The 17,165-nt window shown below is 31.4% G+C and carries 13 protein-coding genes and 1 pseudogene; all 14 read left to right on the top strand.

Features of this window, described 5'->3' with window-relative positions; translation table 11 throughout:
* Nucleotides 1-102: 102 nt before the first annotated feature.
* Nucleotides 103-219, top strand: a pseudogene (locus BUB36_RS20315) (L,D-transpeptidase); the annotation flags it as partial.
* Nucleotides 202-480: a peptidoglycan-binding domain-containing protein gene (locus tag BUB36_RS20320; protein WP_408633763.1), complete on the top strand. Its 279-nt coding sequence runs from the start codon at nucleotides 202-204 to the stop codon at nucleotides 478-480. The pseudogene BUB36_RS20315 and the gene BUB36_RS20320, both read left to right, overlap by 18 nt.
* 95 nt (nucleotides 481-575) lie before the next feature.
* Nucleotides 576-1,436, top strand: coding sequence for an aldose 1-epimerase family protein (locus BUB36_RS01395; RefSeq protein ID WP_242655696.1), 861 nt, complete (start codon nucleotides 576-578; stop codon nucleotides 1,434-1,436).
* A 566-nt stretch (nucleotides 1,437-2,002) separates the two neighbouring features.
* Nucleotides 2,003-3,691, top strand: a complete 1,689-nt coding sequence (locus tag BUB36_RS01400) for a glycosyl hydrolase family 18 protein (RefSeq protein ID WP_073146604.1) — start codon at nucleotides 2,003-2,005, stop codon at nucleotides 3,689-3,691.
* A gap of 67 nt (nucleotides 3,692-3,758) precedes the next feature.
* Nucleotides 3,759-4,157, top strand: coding sequence for an FxsA family protein (locus BUB36_RS01405; protein WP_073146605.1), 399 nt, complete (start codon nucleotides 3,759-3,761; stop codon nucleotides 4,155-4,157).
* Between the two features lie 275 nt (nucleotides 4,158-4,432).
* A complete protein-coding gene (locus tag BUB36_RS01410; protein ID WP_073146606.1) occupies nucleotides 4,433-5,857 on the top strand; it encodes a sigma-54 interaction domain-containing protein in 1,425 nt (474 codons plus the stop codon).
* A 350-nt stretch (nucleotides 5,858-6,207) separates the two neighbouring features.
* The gene (locus BUB36_RS01415) at nucleotides 6,208-7,149 is read left to right on the top strand and encodes an ABC transporter permease (RefSeq protein WP_073146607.1); all 942 of its coding nucleotides are present in this window, start codon (nucleotides 6,208-6,210) and stop codon (nucleotides 7,147-7,149) included.
* 10 nt (nucleotides 7,150-7,159) lie between these two features.
* Nucleotides 7,160-8,098 carry an ABC transporter permease gene (locus BUB36_RS01420; RefSeq protein ID WP_073146608.1) on the top strand — a complete coding sequence of 313 codons (939 nt, stop codon included), beginning with the start codon at nucleotides 7,160-7,162 and terminating at the stop codon, nucleotides 8,096-8,098.
* Nucleotides 8,099-8,139: 41 nt separating this feature from the next.
* Complete coding sequence (locus tag BUB36_RS01425; RefSeq protein ID WP_073146609.1) at nucleotides 8,140-9,177, top strand: ABC transporter ATP-binding protein; 1,038 nt, start codon at nucleotides 8,140-8,142, stop codon at nucleotides 9,175-9,177.
* Nucleotides 9,164-10,153, top strand: a complete 990-nt coding sequence (locus BUB36_RS01430) for an ABC transporter ATP-binding protein (protein WP_073146610.1) — start codon at nucleotides 9,164-9,166, stop codon at nucleotides 10,151-10,153. Before BUB36_RS01425 ends, BUB36_RS01430 begins: the two co-directional genes overlap by 14 nt.
* An 88-nt stretch (nucleotides 10,154-10,241) precedes the next feature.
* Nucleotides 10,242-12,008 (top strand): peptide ABC transporter substrate-binding protein, encoded by a 1,767-nt coding sequence (locus tag BUB36_RS01435; RefSeq protein ID WP_073146611.1) that lies wholly within the window; start codon nucleotides 10,242-10,244, stop codon nucleotides 12,006-12,008.
* A gap of 311 nt (nucleotides 12,009-12,319) precedes the next feature.
* The gene (locus BUB36_RS01440; protein WP_073146612.1) at nucleotides 12,320-13,420 is read left to right on the top strand and encodes a M24 family metallopeptidase; all 1,101 of its coding nucleotides are present in this window, start codon (nucleotides 12,320-12,322) and stop codon (nucleotides 13,418-13,420) included.
* 442 nt (nucleotides 13,421-13,862) lie between these two features.
* Nucleotides 13,863-14,765: a trans-4-hydroxy-L-proline dehydratase activase gene (locus BUB36_RS01445; protein ID WP_073146613.1), complete on the top strand. Its 903-nt coding sequence runs from the start codon at nucleotides 13,863-13,865 to the stop codon at nucleotides 14,763-14,765.
* Nucleotides 14,766-14,771: 6 nt separating this feature from the next.
* The gene (hypD, locus tag BUB36_RS01450) at nucleotides 14,772-17,144 is read left to right on the top strand and encodes a trans-4-hydroxy-L-proline dehydratase (RefSeq protein WP_330390364.1); all 2,373 of its coding nucleotides are present in this window, start codon (nucleotides 14,772-14,774) and stop codon (nucleotides 17,142-17,144) included.
* The last annotated feature ends 21 nt before the right edge of the window (nucleotides 17,145-17,165 follow it).

Consider the following 17,165-nt stretch of genomic DNA (forward strand, 5'->3'; position numbering starts at 1 on the left):
ACATATGAATATGATTATTATAATATTGATATCACTGAGAGAATTAGTACTCTTTTATAATATATAGGAATGTATACTTAATGTAACTTACCCTGGGGTAAATACGGTATACATGGGACAAACAAACCAAACTCTATAGGATGGGCATCTTCCCACGGATGTATTCGTATGAGAAACAATGATGTTGAAGAGTTATATAAAATAGTCAAGACAGGAACACCCGTAACAATATGGGGGGGAATATTTGGTCCCTTTGGCAATGGATTCAGAATACTTAAACCTGGATATAGGGGTTCCGATGTTTATGAACTTCAGAAAAGAATGAAGAGATTAGGGTATTATCCCCTATATATTGATGGAATATATGGAGACGGAATGAAAAGATATGTAATAAAATTCAGAAAAGATAGAGGACTGAGAATTACTCATAATATTGATTATGAATTTTATAAAACTTTAGGAATTGAGTTGATTGAATAAATATATATAGTAGATGGTTTCCCGCTACAGATATATAGCCAAAATTATCCATTTAATATATAATGTATTTATATATATTAAGGGGGATAGATATTATGGAAACAATAAAAAATAAATTTTTAAGTATATCTGTTAAAAATCATGGTGCTGAGCTTTGCAGTTTAAAATCATTACAAAATAAAAAAGAGTATCTATGGCAAGCAAATCCAAAATATTGGGGAAAACACGCACCAATATTATTTCCTTTTGTAGGTCGTTTAAAAGATGGTGAATTTACTTTTAATGGGAAAAGCTATAAAATGACAAAGCACGGTTTTGCTAGAGATTTTGATTTTCAACTTCTTAAAAAAGAAGATAAAAGACTTGAATATTTCCTTAAAAGTAGTGAGAGAACATTGGAAATGTATCCATTTAATTTTGAATTATATGTAATTTATGAGTTGAAAGACAAGAAGCTAAATACTATATATAAAGTTAAAAATAATGACACTAAAGCAATGTATTTTTCAATAGGGGCTCATCCAGCTTTTAATTGTAATATAGCTGAGGGAGATAAATATATTGAGTTTGAGTATGAAGAAACTTTATATAGTTATATTGTAAATTTAGACAATGGACTTATAAAGAATAAAAGAAAAGCAATTACAGAAAATAAAAAGCGGTTTTTATTGACATATGATTTATTTGAAGAGGATGCTCTTGTTTTTGATGAAATTCGATCAGCTTCAGTATGTATTACTGATAACAAGACCAATGAAAAGGTAAAAGTTACAATTAAAGGTTTTCCCTATTTAGGTATATGGACACCTAAGGCTCCATTTCTTTGCATAGAGCCATGGTATGGAATAGCAGATATGGTAGATTCTAATAAAAGATTAGAAGATAAAAAAGGAATACAAATATTAGATGTCGGTAAAACATTTGAATGTAACTATGAAATAGAGATAGTTAATTAACTAGCTTGGAGAGTCAACTAATCATTTATAAAAAAATTCAAAAAATATGTTTAAGCTAAATATTTTGTGGTATATATAATACAAACAACGAAGGAGATGATTCCACCAAAAGATTAACTCTTTAAAAAACAAAGCTAAACTGAAAAATCAGAACGAGGTGACCCCACCAAAGAATTAATAGCTTAAGGAGTTATTTAACAAAGGTCTAAGAGGTGATTCCGCCAAAATATTTACAGATATTTAGATTTTAAAGACTACTCTAGAAAATTTAGAGTAGTTTTTATTTTATATCAATCATGGTAAAATAATTCAATTTCAAAAATGCTTTATGATTCTGAGATTTACATATTTGGAGGGGTTGGTAAAATTTTTAGATTGATTACGGAACCCTTTAAATATTACAATAAGAGAGAAGAAGAATTCTTCTGTGGTAATATATGTAAAAACAAATCTATATAACCAATACTCTATATTAATACACGCTTCTTCACCTTAAAATGTAAATATATTTATACTTATATTAGCATATTCTATATTATCCAGCTATAGAAAAAGGGGGAAATATTTTGAAAAAAAACAATATAGCTATAGCAGTATTTCTTTCAATAACTTTCATTACATTGATATTTATTATCTATAATGCCAGTATGCCAGTTAAACCTGTCGTTAGTATAACTAGAGATGAAAAACTAATGATAAAGAAGCCTGATTCCTTAATTGAATATAAGAATGAAGATAATAGTTTTATAGTAGATAATGATAAAACAATATATTTATCTATGGATATATTATCTGAAAAATTATATGTAAAAACTCATTTTGATGTAGAGGATAATGTAGCAATAATAACAACGTTAGATAAAGTAATAAGATTTTATGGTAACACTGATGAAGTCAAGATAAATAATAGAGAAGCAAATCATATTAAACCTATGATTATTAAGGATGGGCAACCCTTTATACCAATAGATAAGATAAAAGAAGAATTGAATATTGAAAGTAAAATCATAGAAGGTACTAATAATATAGTTATTAAGAGTTATTTAGACAATAAGCTAATTGGTGAAACCAGTAGAAATAATGTTATGTTGAAAAAGGATAAAAATATTTGGGCTGAAATTGCTGGGAAATTAAATAAAGGAGATAAAATTGAAATAATTAATCAAGATAACGGATGGGTACGAATATTGACCAATGAAGGTTATGAAGGTTTTATTAAGGAAAAATACATTAAAAATATACAAGAGATTGCAGGTGCTAAGCCTAAAGTAAGTAAATCAATTTGGCAGCCTGAGAAGGGAAAAATATTACTTGCATGGGAAAGTGTATATTCTAAAAATCCAGATACAAAAAAAATAAAGGATATGAGTGGTCTAAATGTTATATCCCCCACATGGATAAGACTTATAAGTCCCGAGGGAAGACTGAAGCATAATATAGGCAAGGATTATATTGACTGGGCTAAAAAAAGAGGATATAAGATATGGGCACTATTTTCCAATTCCTTTGATCCTAAGCTTACAGATAAGTTTTTAAATAGTTCTTTAGCTAGAGAGAGGGTTATAAATGACTTGTTAAAGCTAATGAAAGCTAATGATATAGATGGAATAAATATTGACTTTGAAAATGTATATTTGAAGAATAAAGAACTGTTGGTACAGTTTATCAGGGAGCTTACACCAGTTTTCCATGATAATAACTTAGTGGTATCAATTGATGTAACTGTAATAGGTGGGAGTGATAATTGGTCAAGATTCCTTGATAGAAAGGCTTTGGGAGAAATCGTTGATTATATGGCAGTTATGACCTATGACGAGCATTGGGCATCAAGTCCTGTTAGTGGTTCAGTAGCTTCTTTACCATGGGTAGAAAGAAGTATCGAGAGGATACTTGAGGAGGTACCAGCCGAAAAGCTTTTATTAGGAGTTCCATTTTATACTCGAATATGGATTGAAACTCCATCAAATACGAAACCCAATAAAATGGATGTAAAATCCAAGGCTGTTTCCATGAATGTCGTTAGAAACATACTTAATAGGAATGATATTATTAAATTATGGGATAAAGAGGCAGGACAATATTATGCAGTATATATCGAAGACAATAAAATTCACAAAATCTGGGTTGAAGATACAAAATCTATTAAGCTAAAGACTGACTTAGTAAAAAAGTATAATCTTGCAGGAGTAGCAGCATGGAGAAGAGGATTTGAAATCCAAGAAATATGGGATGTAATAGATAAAAATATAAACTAAATAAGCCTTTAAAAGAAGGGAAAAATGATATAAAATATCAGTAAATACCTTTATAAGGAGATAGACTATGTTATTTAGATTAATTTTGCTTTTTACTATAACTCCAATAGTAGAGTTGTTTTTATTGATCAAATTGTCAAACATAACAAGTGTATGGACTACTATTTCTATAGTATTAGCTACAGGGATTATTGGGGCATATCTAGCTAAAGGGCAAGGAAGATTAATAATTACTAAAATAAAGATGGAATTGAATGAAGGCAGAATGCCTGGAGATCAGCTTATAAATGGCTTATGTGTTTTGGTGGGTGGAGCCTTATTACTTACCCCAGGAATTATAACAGATATATTGGGATTTAGCCTAGTTATTCCTGCTACAAGAGAGGTATTTAAGGATATTGTCAAAAATAAGCTTTTTAAAATGCTTCAAAGTGGAAGTATAAATATACATTATAGAAGATGGTAATGTGATGAGTAAATTCATAATACTTATAGAGATATTTTCTATTGATGGAATCTATTATTTATAAAGAAGAAATTTACTGAAAAACTCAAGGACTTTAGAACCTTGAGTTTTTATTTATAAAATTTCCATAAATAAAATTAAAGGGATTTTGAAGAAAAATGTAGAATTAATAATTTGTATTTATAGAAAATTATTAAAAATTTTAAAATTCATAAGATATATAGATATTTATTTATATTTGTAATATAAACCATGATGTAAGGAGATGAGGAAGTTTGGACCATAAGTTTTTATTAGAAGCAATACTTACCCATTTGGATGAAGGTATAATAGTTGTGGATACAAATGCAAATGTAACTTTCTATAATGAACCAGCAACAAGTATAGCTGGTATTTCCAATGAAGAAGCTATTGGCAAAAATATTTTAGATATCTTCCCAGATTTAAATAGTGAAACTAGTACATTTTATCATGTGCTTAGGACTAAGCAACCAATAATTGATTATGTACAAACCTATACTAATTACCAACAAAGAAAAGTTACTACAGTAACATCGACTATACCTTTGCTAAAAGAAGGAAAACTTGTGGGAGCTCTTGAAATATATAGACCATTTGACAATGTTAAAGAATTATCTGAAAAGATTGTTTCATTACAAAAAGAACTATTCAAGAAAAATTCAAATAGAAATGAATATAAGGGAAATGGTACCCAATACACGTTAAATGACATGATTGGAGAAAACAATGCAATAAAAGAGCTTAAGAAGAAAGCAAGAAAAATTGCTGATAGTTCATCTCCAATCTTGGTTTATGGTGAGACTGGAACAGGTAAAGAATTATTAGTACAAGGTATTCACAATGCTAGTATGCAAAGAAGAGATAAGCCCTTTATTGCACAAAATTGTGCTGCAATACCAAACAGTCTATTAGAGGGCATACTTTTTGGAACTTCTCTTGGAAGCTTTACAGGTGCAAAGGATAAGCCGGGATTGTTCGAATTGGCCGATGGGGGTACTCTTTTTTTAGATGAAATTAATTCTATGGATATAGAGCTTCAAGCCAAGCTTCTAAGGGTTCTACAAGATGGTATTATCAGGAGAGTTGGAGGAAAAAAAACCATTAAAGTAGATGTAAGGGTTATTGCTTCCACAAATGAAGAACCTATAAAGGCTATACAACAAAACAAGCTAAGAAAAGATCTATATTATAGATTAAATGTTATTGCCTTGCATATACCTCCACTTAGAGAAAGATTAGAGGATATGACATTATTAATTGAAGACTTCATAAAATTATACAATAAAAAATTAAATAAATGCATTTCAGGAGTAACTAAGGAATGTATGAACGTAATGTTGAAATACGATTGGCCTGGAAATGTAAGGGAATTAAAATATACAATCGAGAGTATCATGAATTTTGCTGATGAAAATAAGATAGGTATCGCTAACTTACCATTACATATAAGACAATATAAAGAAAGGGAAATAAAACAAGAAGTAAAATATGATGATTACAGTAAGCTTCCACCTCTTAAAGAAGCTATGTCACAATATGAGAAGAGATTGGTTATAAAAGCTTTAGAAAGATCAAATGGAAATTGTGCCAAGGCTGCTAGATTACTAAAGGTACCTAGACAGACCTTGCATAATAAAATTAAAAAGTATGATATAAAATTGAAATATAGAATTGAATAGTACAAGAAAATATAAAGAAATGTTACAAGAAACCATAGAAAATACAAAACCGTAACTTGTTGTAAAAAAAATAATACAATGTAAAAATACAAGTCTAAAAATGTCCCTGTAATGGGACGTTTTTGCTTTTTGAATATTTTTATCTAAATAAAACTGTTTTAAAATTATGAAAATACAGCAAATTCAAACATTGCATGTTTTGGCATAATTGTTGCTTTTATATATAATCGTGAATATTTAGTAATATATATTCAATAATATGAAAAAATATTAATATATATTTGTAATTATGAATTGAATTTCAAAAAATAAAATTATTCTATATTTAATATTACTAAGGAGGGGAAATAATGTGCAGATTTATTTTTAAAAGGATTGGCTATGCATTATTGACAACTTTTATCATTATAACATTAACATTTTTTTTGATTCACAGCATACCAGGAGATCCAATTTCGCCACAAAATTTAGGAAAATATTTACCCGAAGATGCTGTTAAGGCTTTCAAAGAGAAACATGGATTAGATAAACCTTTGATTGTTCAGTATGGAATGTTTTTAAAGCGTTTAATTCTAGAAGGCGATTTTGGAGATTCATTGATTTATATAGGTAGATCTGTAAATAAGACAATTAAAGAATGTGCGCCTACGTCAGCAATTATAGGTGGTCAGGCAATAATCATAGAGTTGATATTAGGATTATTGATGGGAATTGTAGCTGGATTCAATAGAGGAAAATGGATTGATCAAGTTGCTATGGTTGTAGTCATATTAGGTATTTGTGTACCAAGTTTTGTGGTTGCATCTCTCCTTCAGTATATATTTGGAGTTAAGTTCAATATATTACCCATCTATGGATGGGGTGGATTTAAGGAGACTATCCTCCCTTCTATTGCCTTATCGTTTTTTGGCATAGCAATGTTTGGTAAATATATGAGAAACAGTGTCTTAAGTGTTGTTGGAGAAGACTACATATTGACAGCTAAGGCTAAAGGAGTTTCAAAGACTAATTTGATCATTAAACATGTGCTAAGAAATGCAATTATCCCGATTGTTACATTATTTGGACCACACTTGATGTTTATTTTTGCAGGATCATTCGTTATTGAAAGAATATTTGCAGTACCAGGTTTGGGGAAATACTATGTAGATTCTGTAGCCAATAGTGATTATACCATGGTATTAGGGCTAACTATTCTTTATTCAGTTTTATTCATATTTTCGTTGATATTAGTAGATATTTTATATGGTATAGTTGATCCTAGAATAAGAATTACTAAGGGTGATAGATAGGAGGATGGTTATGACAGGCAATATAAACAGCAGTATAGAATTAAATCAAGAGAAATTTAGGATAGTAGGCTGTGAAAATTTAGATGCAGAAAAGATTAATAGGAAAAGTATAACATTTTGGCAGGATGTATGGAGAAGGTTTAAATCAAACAAAGTAGCTGTAGGTGCAGCTTTATTACTTTTAATTATTACTTTATTATGTATATTTGGACCATACATATCGGGATATGAATATGAGGTTATAGATAAAAATAATAGAAATGTTTCTCCAAACACTACATATTGGTTTGGAACCGATGATATGGGAAGAGATTTGTTTTCAAGAGTATGTATTGGTGGAAGAATATCAATTATTATAGGTATTGTATGTACCTTCATTATGATAACCATTGGTATTCTTATTGGTGGTATAGCAGGTTACTTTGGAGGTCTTATTGATGATATTTTAATGAGGATAATAGAAATAATTGGTAGTATTCCACGATTAATAATTATAATTCTCATACAGATTCTTTTAGGGAGAGGCATATTTCAATTAGTATTTGCATTGACAATAGTATCTTGGACTGCAACTGCTAGATTAGTTAGAGGGCAAATACTGCAGCTTAAAGAGATGGAATTCATATTAGCTGAACATTCACTTGGAGCAAGCCCATCTAGAATTATTTTCAAGCATTTGATTCCAAATGTTTTAGGAGTAATAATTGTTAGAATGACCTTTGCTGTTCCAGAGTTTATATTTGAAGAAGCATTTTTAAGCTTTGTTGGATTAGGTATACAACCTCCACAGACAAGTTGGGGAGCTTTAGCAGCAACGGCTCAAGGAAACCTTATGTTTTATCCATATCAATTGTTTTTTCCATGTCTATTCATAAGTTTAACCATGCTTTCCTTCAATCTAATGGGAGATGGATTAAACGACGCATTAGATCCTAAACTGCGTCAGTAAATTCTAAAAGCTAATATCCATAAAGGTGAGGGTGATTATAGATGCAAAAGATATTAGAAGTAAAAGATCTGAGGGTTTCTTTTCATACATATGCTGGAGAGTGTCAAGCTGTTAGAGGGGTGAGTTTTCATGTAAATGAGGGAGAAACCTTGGCTGTAGTAGGAGAATCAGGCTGTGGAAAGACTGTAACATCAAAGGCTATTATGAAGCTACTTCCTGAACCTCCATCGGAGATTAAAGAGGGTTCTGTTATACTTTTTAAAGATAAAAATATTGTTAATATGAAAGAAAAGGAACTTAGATTATTAAGGGGTTCTGAAATATCAATGATATTTCAAGACCCGATGACTTCTCTTAATCCTACATCAAAAACAGGTAAACAAATTGCAGAAGGCCTAATGATACATAGGGGGATGAATAAAAAGCAAGCATTTGAAGAAGCAGTTAAGATGCTGGAAACTGTTAAGATACCTAATGCTCGTAAGAGAGCTAATCAATATCCCCATGAATTCTCAGGGGGAATGAGACAAAGGGCAATGATAGCTATAGCCCTCGCTTGCAATCCTAGTATATTGATTGCTGACGAACCAACTACTGCTCTTGATGTAACGATTCAAGCACAGATAATGGATTTAATTAAGGAATTACAGAAAAAACTAGGTACAGCAGTTATACTTGTTACCCATGATCTTGGTGTGGTTGCAGATGTAGCAGATAGGATACAAGTTATGTATGCTGGAAAGATTGTGGAAAGGGGTACAACCGATGAGATATTCTATAATCCTAAACATCCATATACATGGGCATTATTACGCTCGGTACCAAAGCTTAGTACAAAAAATAAATCAGAACTATATTCCTTGAAAGGTACTCCTCCAGACCTTGTAAGTCCACCTGTAGGATGTCCATTTGCACCTAGATGTGAATATTGTATGGAGATTTGTGAAGAAGCTATGCCATATGCTACTGAAATTACTTCTACACATGAGGTATCATGCTGGCTTCAACATCCGATGGCACCTAAGGTAGAAGTTCCTAACGAGCTTATGGTAGGGGGTGAAATCAATGGAGCAAGCTAAAATAACTGCTGAAACAAAGGATTTAATACAAGTTAAGAATTTAAAGAAATATTTTAAGGTGGGAAGAAAATCAATTTTAAAGGCAGTTGATGGAGTAAGCTTCAATATAAGAAAAGGAGAAACTATTGGTCTTGTTGGAGAGTCTGGATGTGGTAAAACTACTTGTGGAAGAACAGTTATGGGACTTTACAGTGCCACAGGAGGAGAAGTAGTTTTTGATGGTATAAATGTACATAAATTAAAGGGAAAGGAAAAGAAAGACTTTACTAGAAGAGCCCAAATTATTTTTCAAGATCCGTATGCTTCCTTAAATCCAAGGATGACAGTTGGAGATATCATAGCGTCAGGAATAGATATACATAATTTATATACTGGTAAGGAAAGAATGGATAGAATATATGAACTACTTAATCTAGTTGGACTAAATAAAGAACATGCATCTAGATTTCCCCATGAATTTTCTGGAGGACAAAGACAAAGAATTGGTATTGCAAGGGCTCTTGCAATGGAACCAGAATTTATTGTTTGTGATGAACCTATATCAGCATTGGATGTTTCTATACAGGCACAGATAGTTAACCTTTTAATAAGATTGCAATATGAATATGGATTAACATATTTGTTTATAGCGCATGATCTTTCAATGGTAAAGCATATATCAGACAGAGTTGGAGTTATGTATTTAGGGCATATTGTTGAGTTAACCTCAAGCGATGGATTATATAAAAAACCGCTACATCCGTATACACAAGCTTTACTGTCGGCAATTCCAGAACCTGACCCTAATACTGCTAGAAGTACCAAAAGAATTGAGCTAGAAGGTGAAGTTCCAAGTCCTATTAATCCAAAATCAGGTTGTAGATTTGCCAGTAGATGCAGGTATGCAAAACCAGAATGTTATGAAATAACACCTGAATTAAAAGAAATAGAAAATGATCACTTTACGGCTTGTCATTTATTCAATGATGTAAAATAAATTCTTTATAAAGGTTTATAATTATTATCGTATTCAAGACTAATTTGAGTAGATAATAATTTAAAATAAAAAATAAGGGGGATAAAAAATGCAAAAAAGAAGAATATTAACACTAATATTAGTAGTTACATTGATGCTAACATCTTTATTGGCAGGTTGTAAAAGTAATGAACCAGCTACTACTAATCAGCCTGAACAAACTAACAATGCAACAGAAAATAAAGAAAGTAAAGACAATACAATTCCAAAGGGCATGAAGAAAGTAAATGGAATTTTAATGGATGAAGAGCAATATTTAAGATTAGTTGAATTTGAACCAGAATCATTAGATACGACTAGATCAAGTATTTCCTCAGCATGGAGAGCTCAAACTCCACTTTTTGAAGGTTTAACTAGAGTAGAGATGACTGAAGATGGTGTTGAAAAGATAGTTCCTGGTATGGCTGAAAGATGGGAGCATAATGAAGAGGGTACAGAATACACTTTCTATTTAAGAGATGCAGTTTGGAGTGATGGTAAACCTGTAAGAGCTCAAGATTTTGAATATGCAATCAAGAGACTTTTAGATCCTAAAACAGCTTCCAAATATGGATGGTTTTTCTGTGGAATAATTAAGAATGCTACTGAATTCAATGGTGGTAAATGTAGTGCAGATGAAGTTGGTATCTATGCAGTAGATGACAAAACATTAAAAGTAGAATTGGCTAAACCAGTTCCCTATTTTATGCAGCTTACATACTTCATAGTTTTTTCACCACTAAGGCAGGATATTGCCGAAAAATATGGTGATTCATACGGTCAAGAAGCAGAACATATAGTAGCTAACGGACCATTTATATTGAAAGAATGGGTACATGACAACAAGTTAGTATATGAAAAAAACCCAAATTATTGGGATAAAGAGCATGTATACATAGACAAAATGGAATTTGTTAATTTACCTGATGATAGCGCAAGAATGCAGGCATTATTGAGGGGAGAAATAGATGCAGCAGCTTTATTTAAGCGGGAGTGGAAGGAAAAGTTCCAATCAATGGATGGTTATCAATTCATTATGAAGCCATTAGCTTGGACAGAATATATTATGTTTAATCATAAAGATAGATATTTTAAAAATGATAAGATTAGAAAAGCTTTTACAATAGCTTATGATAGAGACGAACTAAATGACCTTGTTTTTGGAGGAGGAAGAATTCCACCTACTAGCTTTGTTCCAGATAATATTATGCTTGGTGATGAAAATTATCAAAATAAGATTGGCAATCCTAAGTACCTCAAGAAACTTGTTGATGAAAATCCTGATCCAAAGGCATTGTTAATAGAAGGCCTTAAAGAATTAGGAGAAGATCCTGATCCAGCTAAAATGGAAATAAGCTACATGACTAATGGAAATGGAGATATTCCTAGAAAAATGGCTGAATTTTTCCAGCAGTCTTTTAAGAAAAATCTTGGGGTAGATATTAAGCTTGAGATTGTAGCTAGTAATGTAGCTTATGACAAATTTGATGGTGGTGAATTCCAAATTTTTGAGACGGGTTGGATTGGAGATTATAATGATCCAAGTACATTTATGGACTTATGGAAATCAGGAAAACAAGGTAATTATCCACAAATAGGATGGGTTAATGAAGAATTTGATAAATTGGTTATTGAAGCTGGTAAAGAATTAGATCCTAATAAGAGAGCAGAAATGTATAAGAGAGCAGAAGAAATTTTAATTTATGAAGATTGTGTTTGTGGACCATATCTAATGGGTACAGTTAACACTGCAATCAAAGATTACGTTAATAATTACCATGAATTTTCATTTGTTAAGAGAAATTATGTAGGAGTATATACAAAAGGAAGAAAATAATTTTTACATAATGTAAAGTTTCTTGTTTTGCCCTTAGTTAGTTTTCTGGCTAAGGGTTATCTAAATTTTCATTAATACTAAAAATAAAGAAAATTGTATTAGTAATATATAAAAATATCAAAGTTTTTAATAAATAATCATAGCATGCTATAATCAACTTAGAGGCATTAAATTTTGCATAATAGACATTGCGGTATATAATAAATTTAAGAAGAGGTGATATTAGAAAATTATGAAGTATAGCTTAAGAGATTGACATAAATAAAGTACCTTGAACCACCAAATTTTAAAAAATGGAGGGATAAGTAAGTATGTTAAATAAAAAGTATATTGATAAGCTAATAGGTATTATTAAGGATGAAAAGCTAGATGCAATGTTTATAGCACCTTCTGAAGACTTAGAATTTTTAATGGGATTTTCACCTCATATGGACGAAAGATTTCAGGGGCTTTTCATAACAAAGGATGGGCAATTATTTTATATAGTTCCAAAGTTAAATAGAGAAGAAATTTTAGATACTTTAGGGAACAATGGAAAAGTTTTTGATTGGGGAGACGGAGAAGGATTTTTAGGAGTTCTTGCTAAGAGCTTTGAAGAATATAATTTGCTTTACAAGACTATTGGTGTAAACGGTACAGCAAGGGCAGTTAATATGTTGGATATAAAAACCAAACTAGAGGTTGATTTAAAAAACGGAAAGCAAATCCTAGAAGAACTTAGAATTATTAAGAGTGGAGAAGAAATAGAAAAGCTTAGAGTAGCAGCTAAGATGGCTGATGATGTTTTTGAGCAGCTTGTAGAATTTATAAAGCCAGGTATACTTGAACGTGATATAAAGGATAAAATTGGAGAATTATTTATGGAAATGGGAGCAGATGGGTTATCCTTTGAACCTATTGTGGCTTCAGGGCCTAATAGTTCAAAGCCTCACTATAATAAGGATTCAAGAGTTATTGAAGAGAAAGATATAATAATTCTTGATTTTGGATGTAAATACAAAGGACTTTGTTCAGATATGTCAAGAACAGTTTTCGTTGGAGATATTTCAAAGGAGGAAAAGAAAATATATGATATAGTTTATAGGGCAAATGAGGCAGCGGAAAAATATGTAAAAGAGGGAGTTGCAGCTGAAAGTGTTGATAAGGTTGCAAGAAATATTATAAAGGAAGAAGGACATGGTGAGCATTTCTTAAATAGAGTTGGTCACGGAATAGGCTATAGTGTACATGAAGCTCCTTATATAAAGGGAGGCAATGAAAGAAAGCTTCAAAAGGGAATGGCATTTAGCATAGAACCTGGAATATATATACCAGGAAAATTTGGCATGAGAATAGAAGATATTGTTGTTATAAGTGAAAAAGGTGTAGAAATCTTAAATAAGGCTCCAAAAGAAATAATTGTTATAAAGTAGGATTATTATCAGAACCTAAAGGGGGATATGAAAACTTGCAATAAACGGGGGAACTTTAGTGCCTTTGTTTATTAACGTCTTGAAAACGGGACATTGTCTGACAAAGCAGTATATATATCGTCTCAAAAAAGAGATGATATAGTAATAATAATATTAAGATACATATTAGAAAAATAATTTAAAAAAATAATGCCTATGAATTCCTTTTTAATATTGAAAAAAAGCTAAATAATACTCTGGGGGTCTATAAATAGAATTTAGCAGTTTTCCAGAGTTTAAAAGGAATTTCATAGGCATTGTTGTGTAGAAGTATTATATAAATATGTATCATATGTAGAACAGAGCAATAATTAAACAAGAAAATAATAAATTGGCATGTGATTTGCATGTATTTATTAATAAATAATTAAGTCCAGTTCATAAATTGATAGGAGTGATGCCAATGACCCAAGGAATCATTTTCAATATTCAAAAGTACTCAATTCATGATGGACCAGGAATAAGAACAACAGTATTTCTTAAGGGATGTCCTCTAGAGTGCTGGTGGTGTCATAATCCTGAAAGTCAAAAAGTGAAGCAACAGTTTATTTTTTGGCATAACAAGTGTATTGGGTGTATGGATTGTGAAAAGGTTTGCCCTGAAAGAGCTATAAGCTTTAATAAAAATGGATTTTATAATGATAAATCCAAGTGTAAATTTTGTGAAAAATGTGCTGAAATCTGTCCAAGTGGGGCGTTAGAGCTTGTTGGCAAGAAATCAAGCCTAGATGATGTTATAAAAGAGGTTGAAAAAGATAGAGTTTTCTATGAACAATCTGGAGGAGGAGTAACTTTTTCAGGCGGAGAGCCATTGGTTCAAATAGATTTTCTTGATAGTCTTCTTTGTGCATCAAAGCAAAAAGGACTGCATACAGCGGTAGATACTTCAGGTTATACATCTTGGGGTAATATTGAAAGAATTAAAGACAAAGTAGATTTATTTTTATATGATATTAAACACATGGATGATGAAAAACATAAAATCTATACGGGAGTTTCTAACCAATTAATACTTGAAAATCTAAAAAAACTAGCTTTAGATGGAAAAAAAATTTGGGTGCGTGTTCCAATTATACCTAGTATAAATGATGATGATCTAAATATTCAAAGGACTTGTGAATATATTTCATCGTTAAATCTAAGGGATGTATTTATACTACCATATCATAATATTGCTGTGGATAAATATAAGAGATTGAATATGGGATATAGGATATCTGATATTCAGGTTCCTAAAGATGAGCTAATGAAAAAAATAGCTGATATATTTAAAGGTTATGGATTTAATGTTAAGATTGGAGGGTGATAATGAATGAAAAGAGGAATGAATGAAAGAGTACAAAAACTTAGGCAGCAAAGTTTAACTACTAAGCCTAGAATTTCTATGGAAAGGGCTGTCTTGGTTACTCAGGCTTACAAGAAATATGCTGGTAAAGTTTCTATTCCTGTTTTAAGAGCTTTAACTTTTAAGTATTTGTGTGAAAATAAAACTATTTGTATTAATGATGGAGAGTTAATAGTAGGAGAAAGAGGACCAGCACCTCAGGCAACACCAACCTATCCAGAATTATGTTGTCATACTTTAGAAGATTTAAAGATTATGGATGAAAGAGAAAAAATATCCTTTAAAGTTGATGAAGAATCTGAAAAAATTCAAGAAAAGGTAATAATACCTTATTGGAAGGGCAAATCAATTAGAGATTTAATCTTTGACCAAATGACTCAGGAATGGAAAGACTGTTATGAAGCAGGTATATTTACTGAGTTTATGGAGCAAAGAGCTCCAGGTCATACTGTCGAAGATGGCAAGATATATAAAAAGGGATTCTTAGATTTTAAAAAAGAAATAGAAAAAGAAATTGAAAAGCTTGATTTTATAAATGATCCAGAAGCATATGACAAACAAGAACAATTAAAAGCTATGGCAATTTCCTGTGATGCAATAATAAGATTTGCAGAGCGTCATGCTGAAAAGGCTGAAGAAATGGCTAAAAACGAAACGAACCCCGTTAGAAAAAAAGAATTAGAAGAAATAGCCAAGGTTTGTAGATATGTTCCAGCCCATGCACCGAGAAACTTTAGAGAAGCTCTTCAAATGTATTGGTTTGTACATTTAAGCGTAATAACTGAACTAAATACTTGGGATTCATTCTGTCCAGGCAAACTCGATCAACATCTTTATCCATTCTATAAGAAGGGGCTTGAAGATGGGACATTAACTAGAGATAAGGCAAAAGAACTTTTAGAGTGCTTCTGGGTTAAATTCAACAACCAACCTGCTCCGCCAAAGGTGGGAATAACTCTAGAAGAAAGTGGAACATATACAGATTTCTGTAATATCAATATTGGTGGCATAAAACCTGATGGTTCTGATGGAGTAAATGATGTATCGTACTTATTATTAGAAATTATTGAAGATATGAGAATATTACAGCCAAGTACCAACGTTCAGATAAGTAGAAAGAATCCTGATGAATTTATTATAAAGGCAGCTGAGGTTATTAGAGAAGGAATGGGTTTCCCTTCTGTATTCAATACAGATGCTGTGGTAGAAGAACTTCTTCGTCAAGGAAAAAGTCTAGAAGATGCTAGATGTGGTGGTACAAGTGGTTGTGTTGAAGTTGGATGCTTTGGTAAAGAAGCGTATATATTGACTGGTTATTTTAACCTAGTGAAAGTATTAGAAATTACTCTTCACAATGGTATTGATCCTAGGACAGGTAAGAAGATAGGTATTGAAACTGGAGATCCTACTAAGTTTAATTCATTAGACGAATTATTAGGTGCCTTTAAAAAACAGCTACATCACTTTATTGAGATAAAAGTAAGAGGTAACAACGTTATAGAAAGAATATATGCTAAATACATGCCTGCAACCTTTATGTCAATAATTATTGATGATTGTATTAAGAAAGCCAAGGACTACAATGCTGGTGGAGCAAGATACAATTCTAGATATATTCAGGCTGTTGGAATTGGAAGCATTACAGACTGTTTATCAGCAATTCAGTACCATGTTTTTGATAAGAAGAATCTAAGCTTTGAAAAATTAATGGAAATCCTAAATGCCAACTTTGAAGGATATGAAAAAGAACGATTATTACTCTTAAACAAAACCCCTAAATATGGAAATGACGATGATTATGCTGATAATATTATGATTAAGGTTTTCAATATAGCTCACGATGAAATAAATGACAGATCAACAGTAAATGGTGGAAAATATAGAATAGAAATGCTTCCAACTACATGCCATGTTTATTTTGGAGCAGTTTGTGGTGCTACACCAGACGGTAGAAAGGCAGGCGTGCCACTTTCTGAGGGAATTTCTCCTGTACAAGGAGCAGATAAAAATGGACCTACAGCAGTAATAAAATCAGCATCAAAAATGGACCATTTAAAAACTGGTGGAACTTTGCTTAATCAAAAATTTACTCCAAAGATTTTAGAAGGCAGGGAAGGCCTTGAGAAAATGAAAGACTTAATAAGAGCATATTTCAAGCTTGACGGACATCATATTCAGTTTAATGTAGTAAATGCAGATACCTTAAGGGATGCTCAAAAGAATCCTGAAAAATATAATAATCTTATCGTACGTGTTGCTGGATACAGTGATTACTTTAATAATTTAAACAAGAATCTACAGGATGAAATAATTGAAAGAACTGAACATCAAAGATTTTAATGAGATAGTCGTTTTTAAAGT

Source organism: Paramaledivibacter caminithermalis DSM 15212 (assembly GCF_900142245.1).
GTDB lineage: Bacteria > Bacillota > Clostridia > Peptostreptococcales > Caminicellaceae > Paramaledivibacter > Paramaledivibacter caminithermalis.

Excerpts from the sequence above, each read along its gene's own strand:
- BUB36_RS01395 (WP_242655696.1), top strand. The coding sequence starts at position 576 with ATGGAAACAATAAAAAATAAATTTTTAAGTATATCTGTTAAAAATCAT.
- BUB36_RS01405 (WP_073146605.1), top strand. The coding sequence starts at position 3,759 with ATGTTATTTAGATTAATTTTGCTTTTTACTATAACTCCAATAGTAGAG.
- BUB36_RS01415 (WP_073146607.1), top strand. The coding sequence starts at position 6,208 with ATGTGCAGATTTATTTTTAAAAGGATTGGCTATGCATTATTGACAACT.
- BUB36_RS01420 (WP_073146608.1), top strand. The coding sequence starts at position 7,160 with ATGACAGGCAATATAAACAGCAGTATAGAATTAAATCAAGAGAAATTT.
- BUB36_RS01425 (WP_073146609.1), top strand. The coding sequence starts at position 8,140 with ATGCAAAAGATATTAGAAGTAAAAGATCTGAGGGTTTCTTTTCATACA.
- BUB36_RS01430 (WP_073146610.1), top strand. The coding sequence starts at position 9,164 with ATGGAGCAAGCTAAAATAACTGCTGAAACAAAGGATTTAATACAAGTT.
- BUB36_RS01435 (WP_073146611.1), top strand. The coding sequence starts at position 10,242 with ATGCAAAAAAGAAGAATATTAACACTAATATTAGTAGTTACATTGATG.
- BUB36_RS01440 (WP_073146612.1), top strand. The coding sequence starts at position 12,320 with ATGTTAAATAAAAAGTATATTGATAAGCTAATAGGTATTATTAAGGAT.
- BUB36_RS01445 (WP_073146613.1), top strand. The coding sequence starts at position 13,863 with ATGACCCAAGGAATCATTTTCAATATTCAAAAGTACTCAATTCATGAT.
- hypD (WP_330390364.1), top strand. The coding sequence starts at position 14,772 with ATGAAAAGAGGAATGAATGAAAGAGTACAAAAACTTAGGCAGCAAAGT.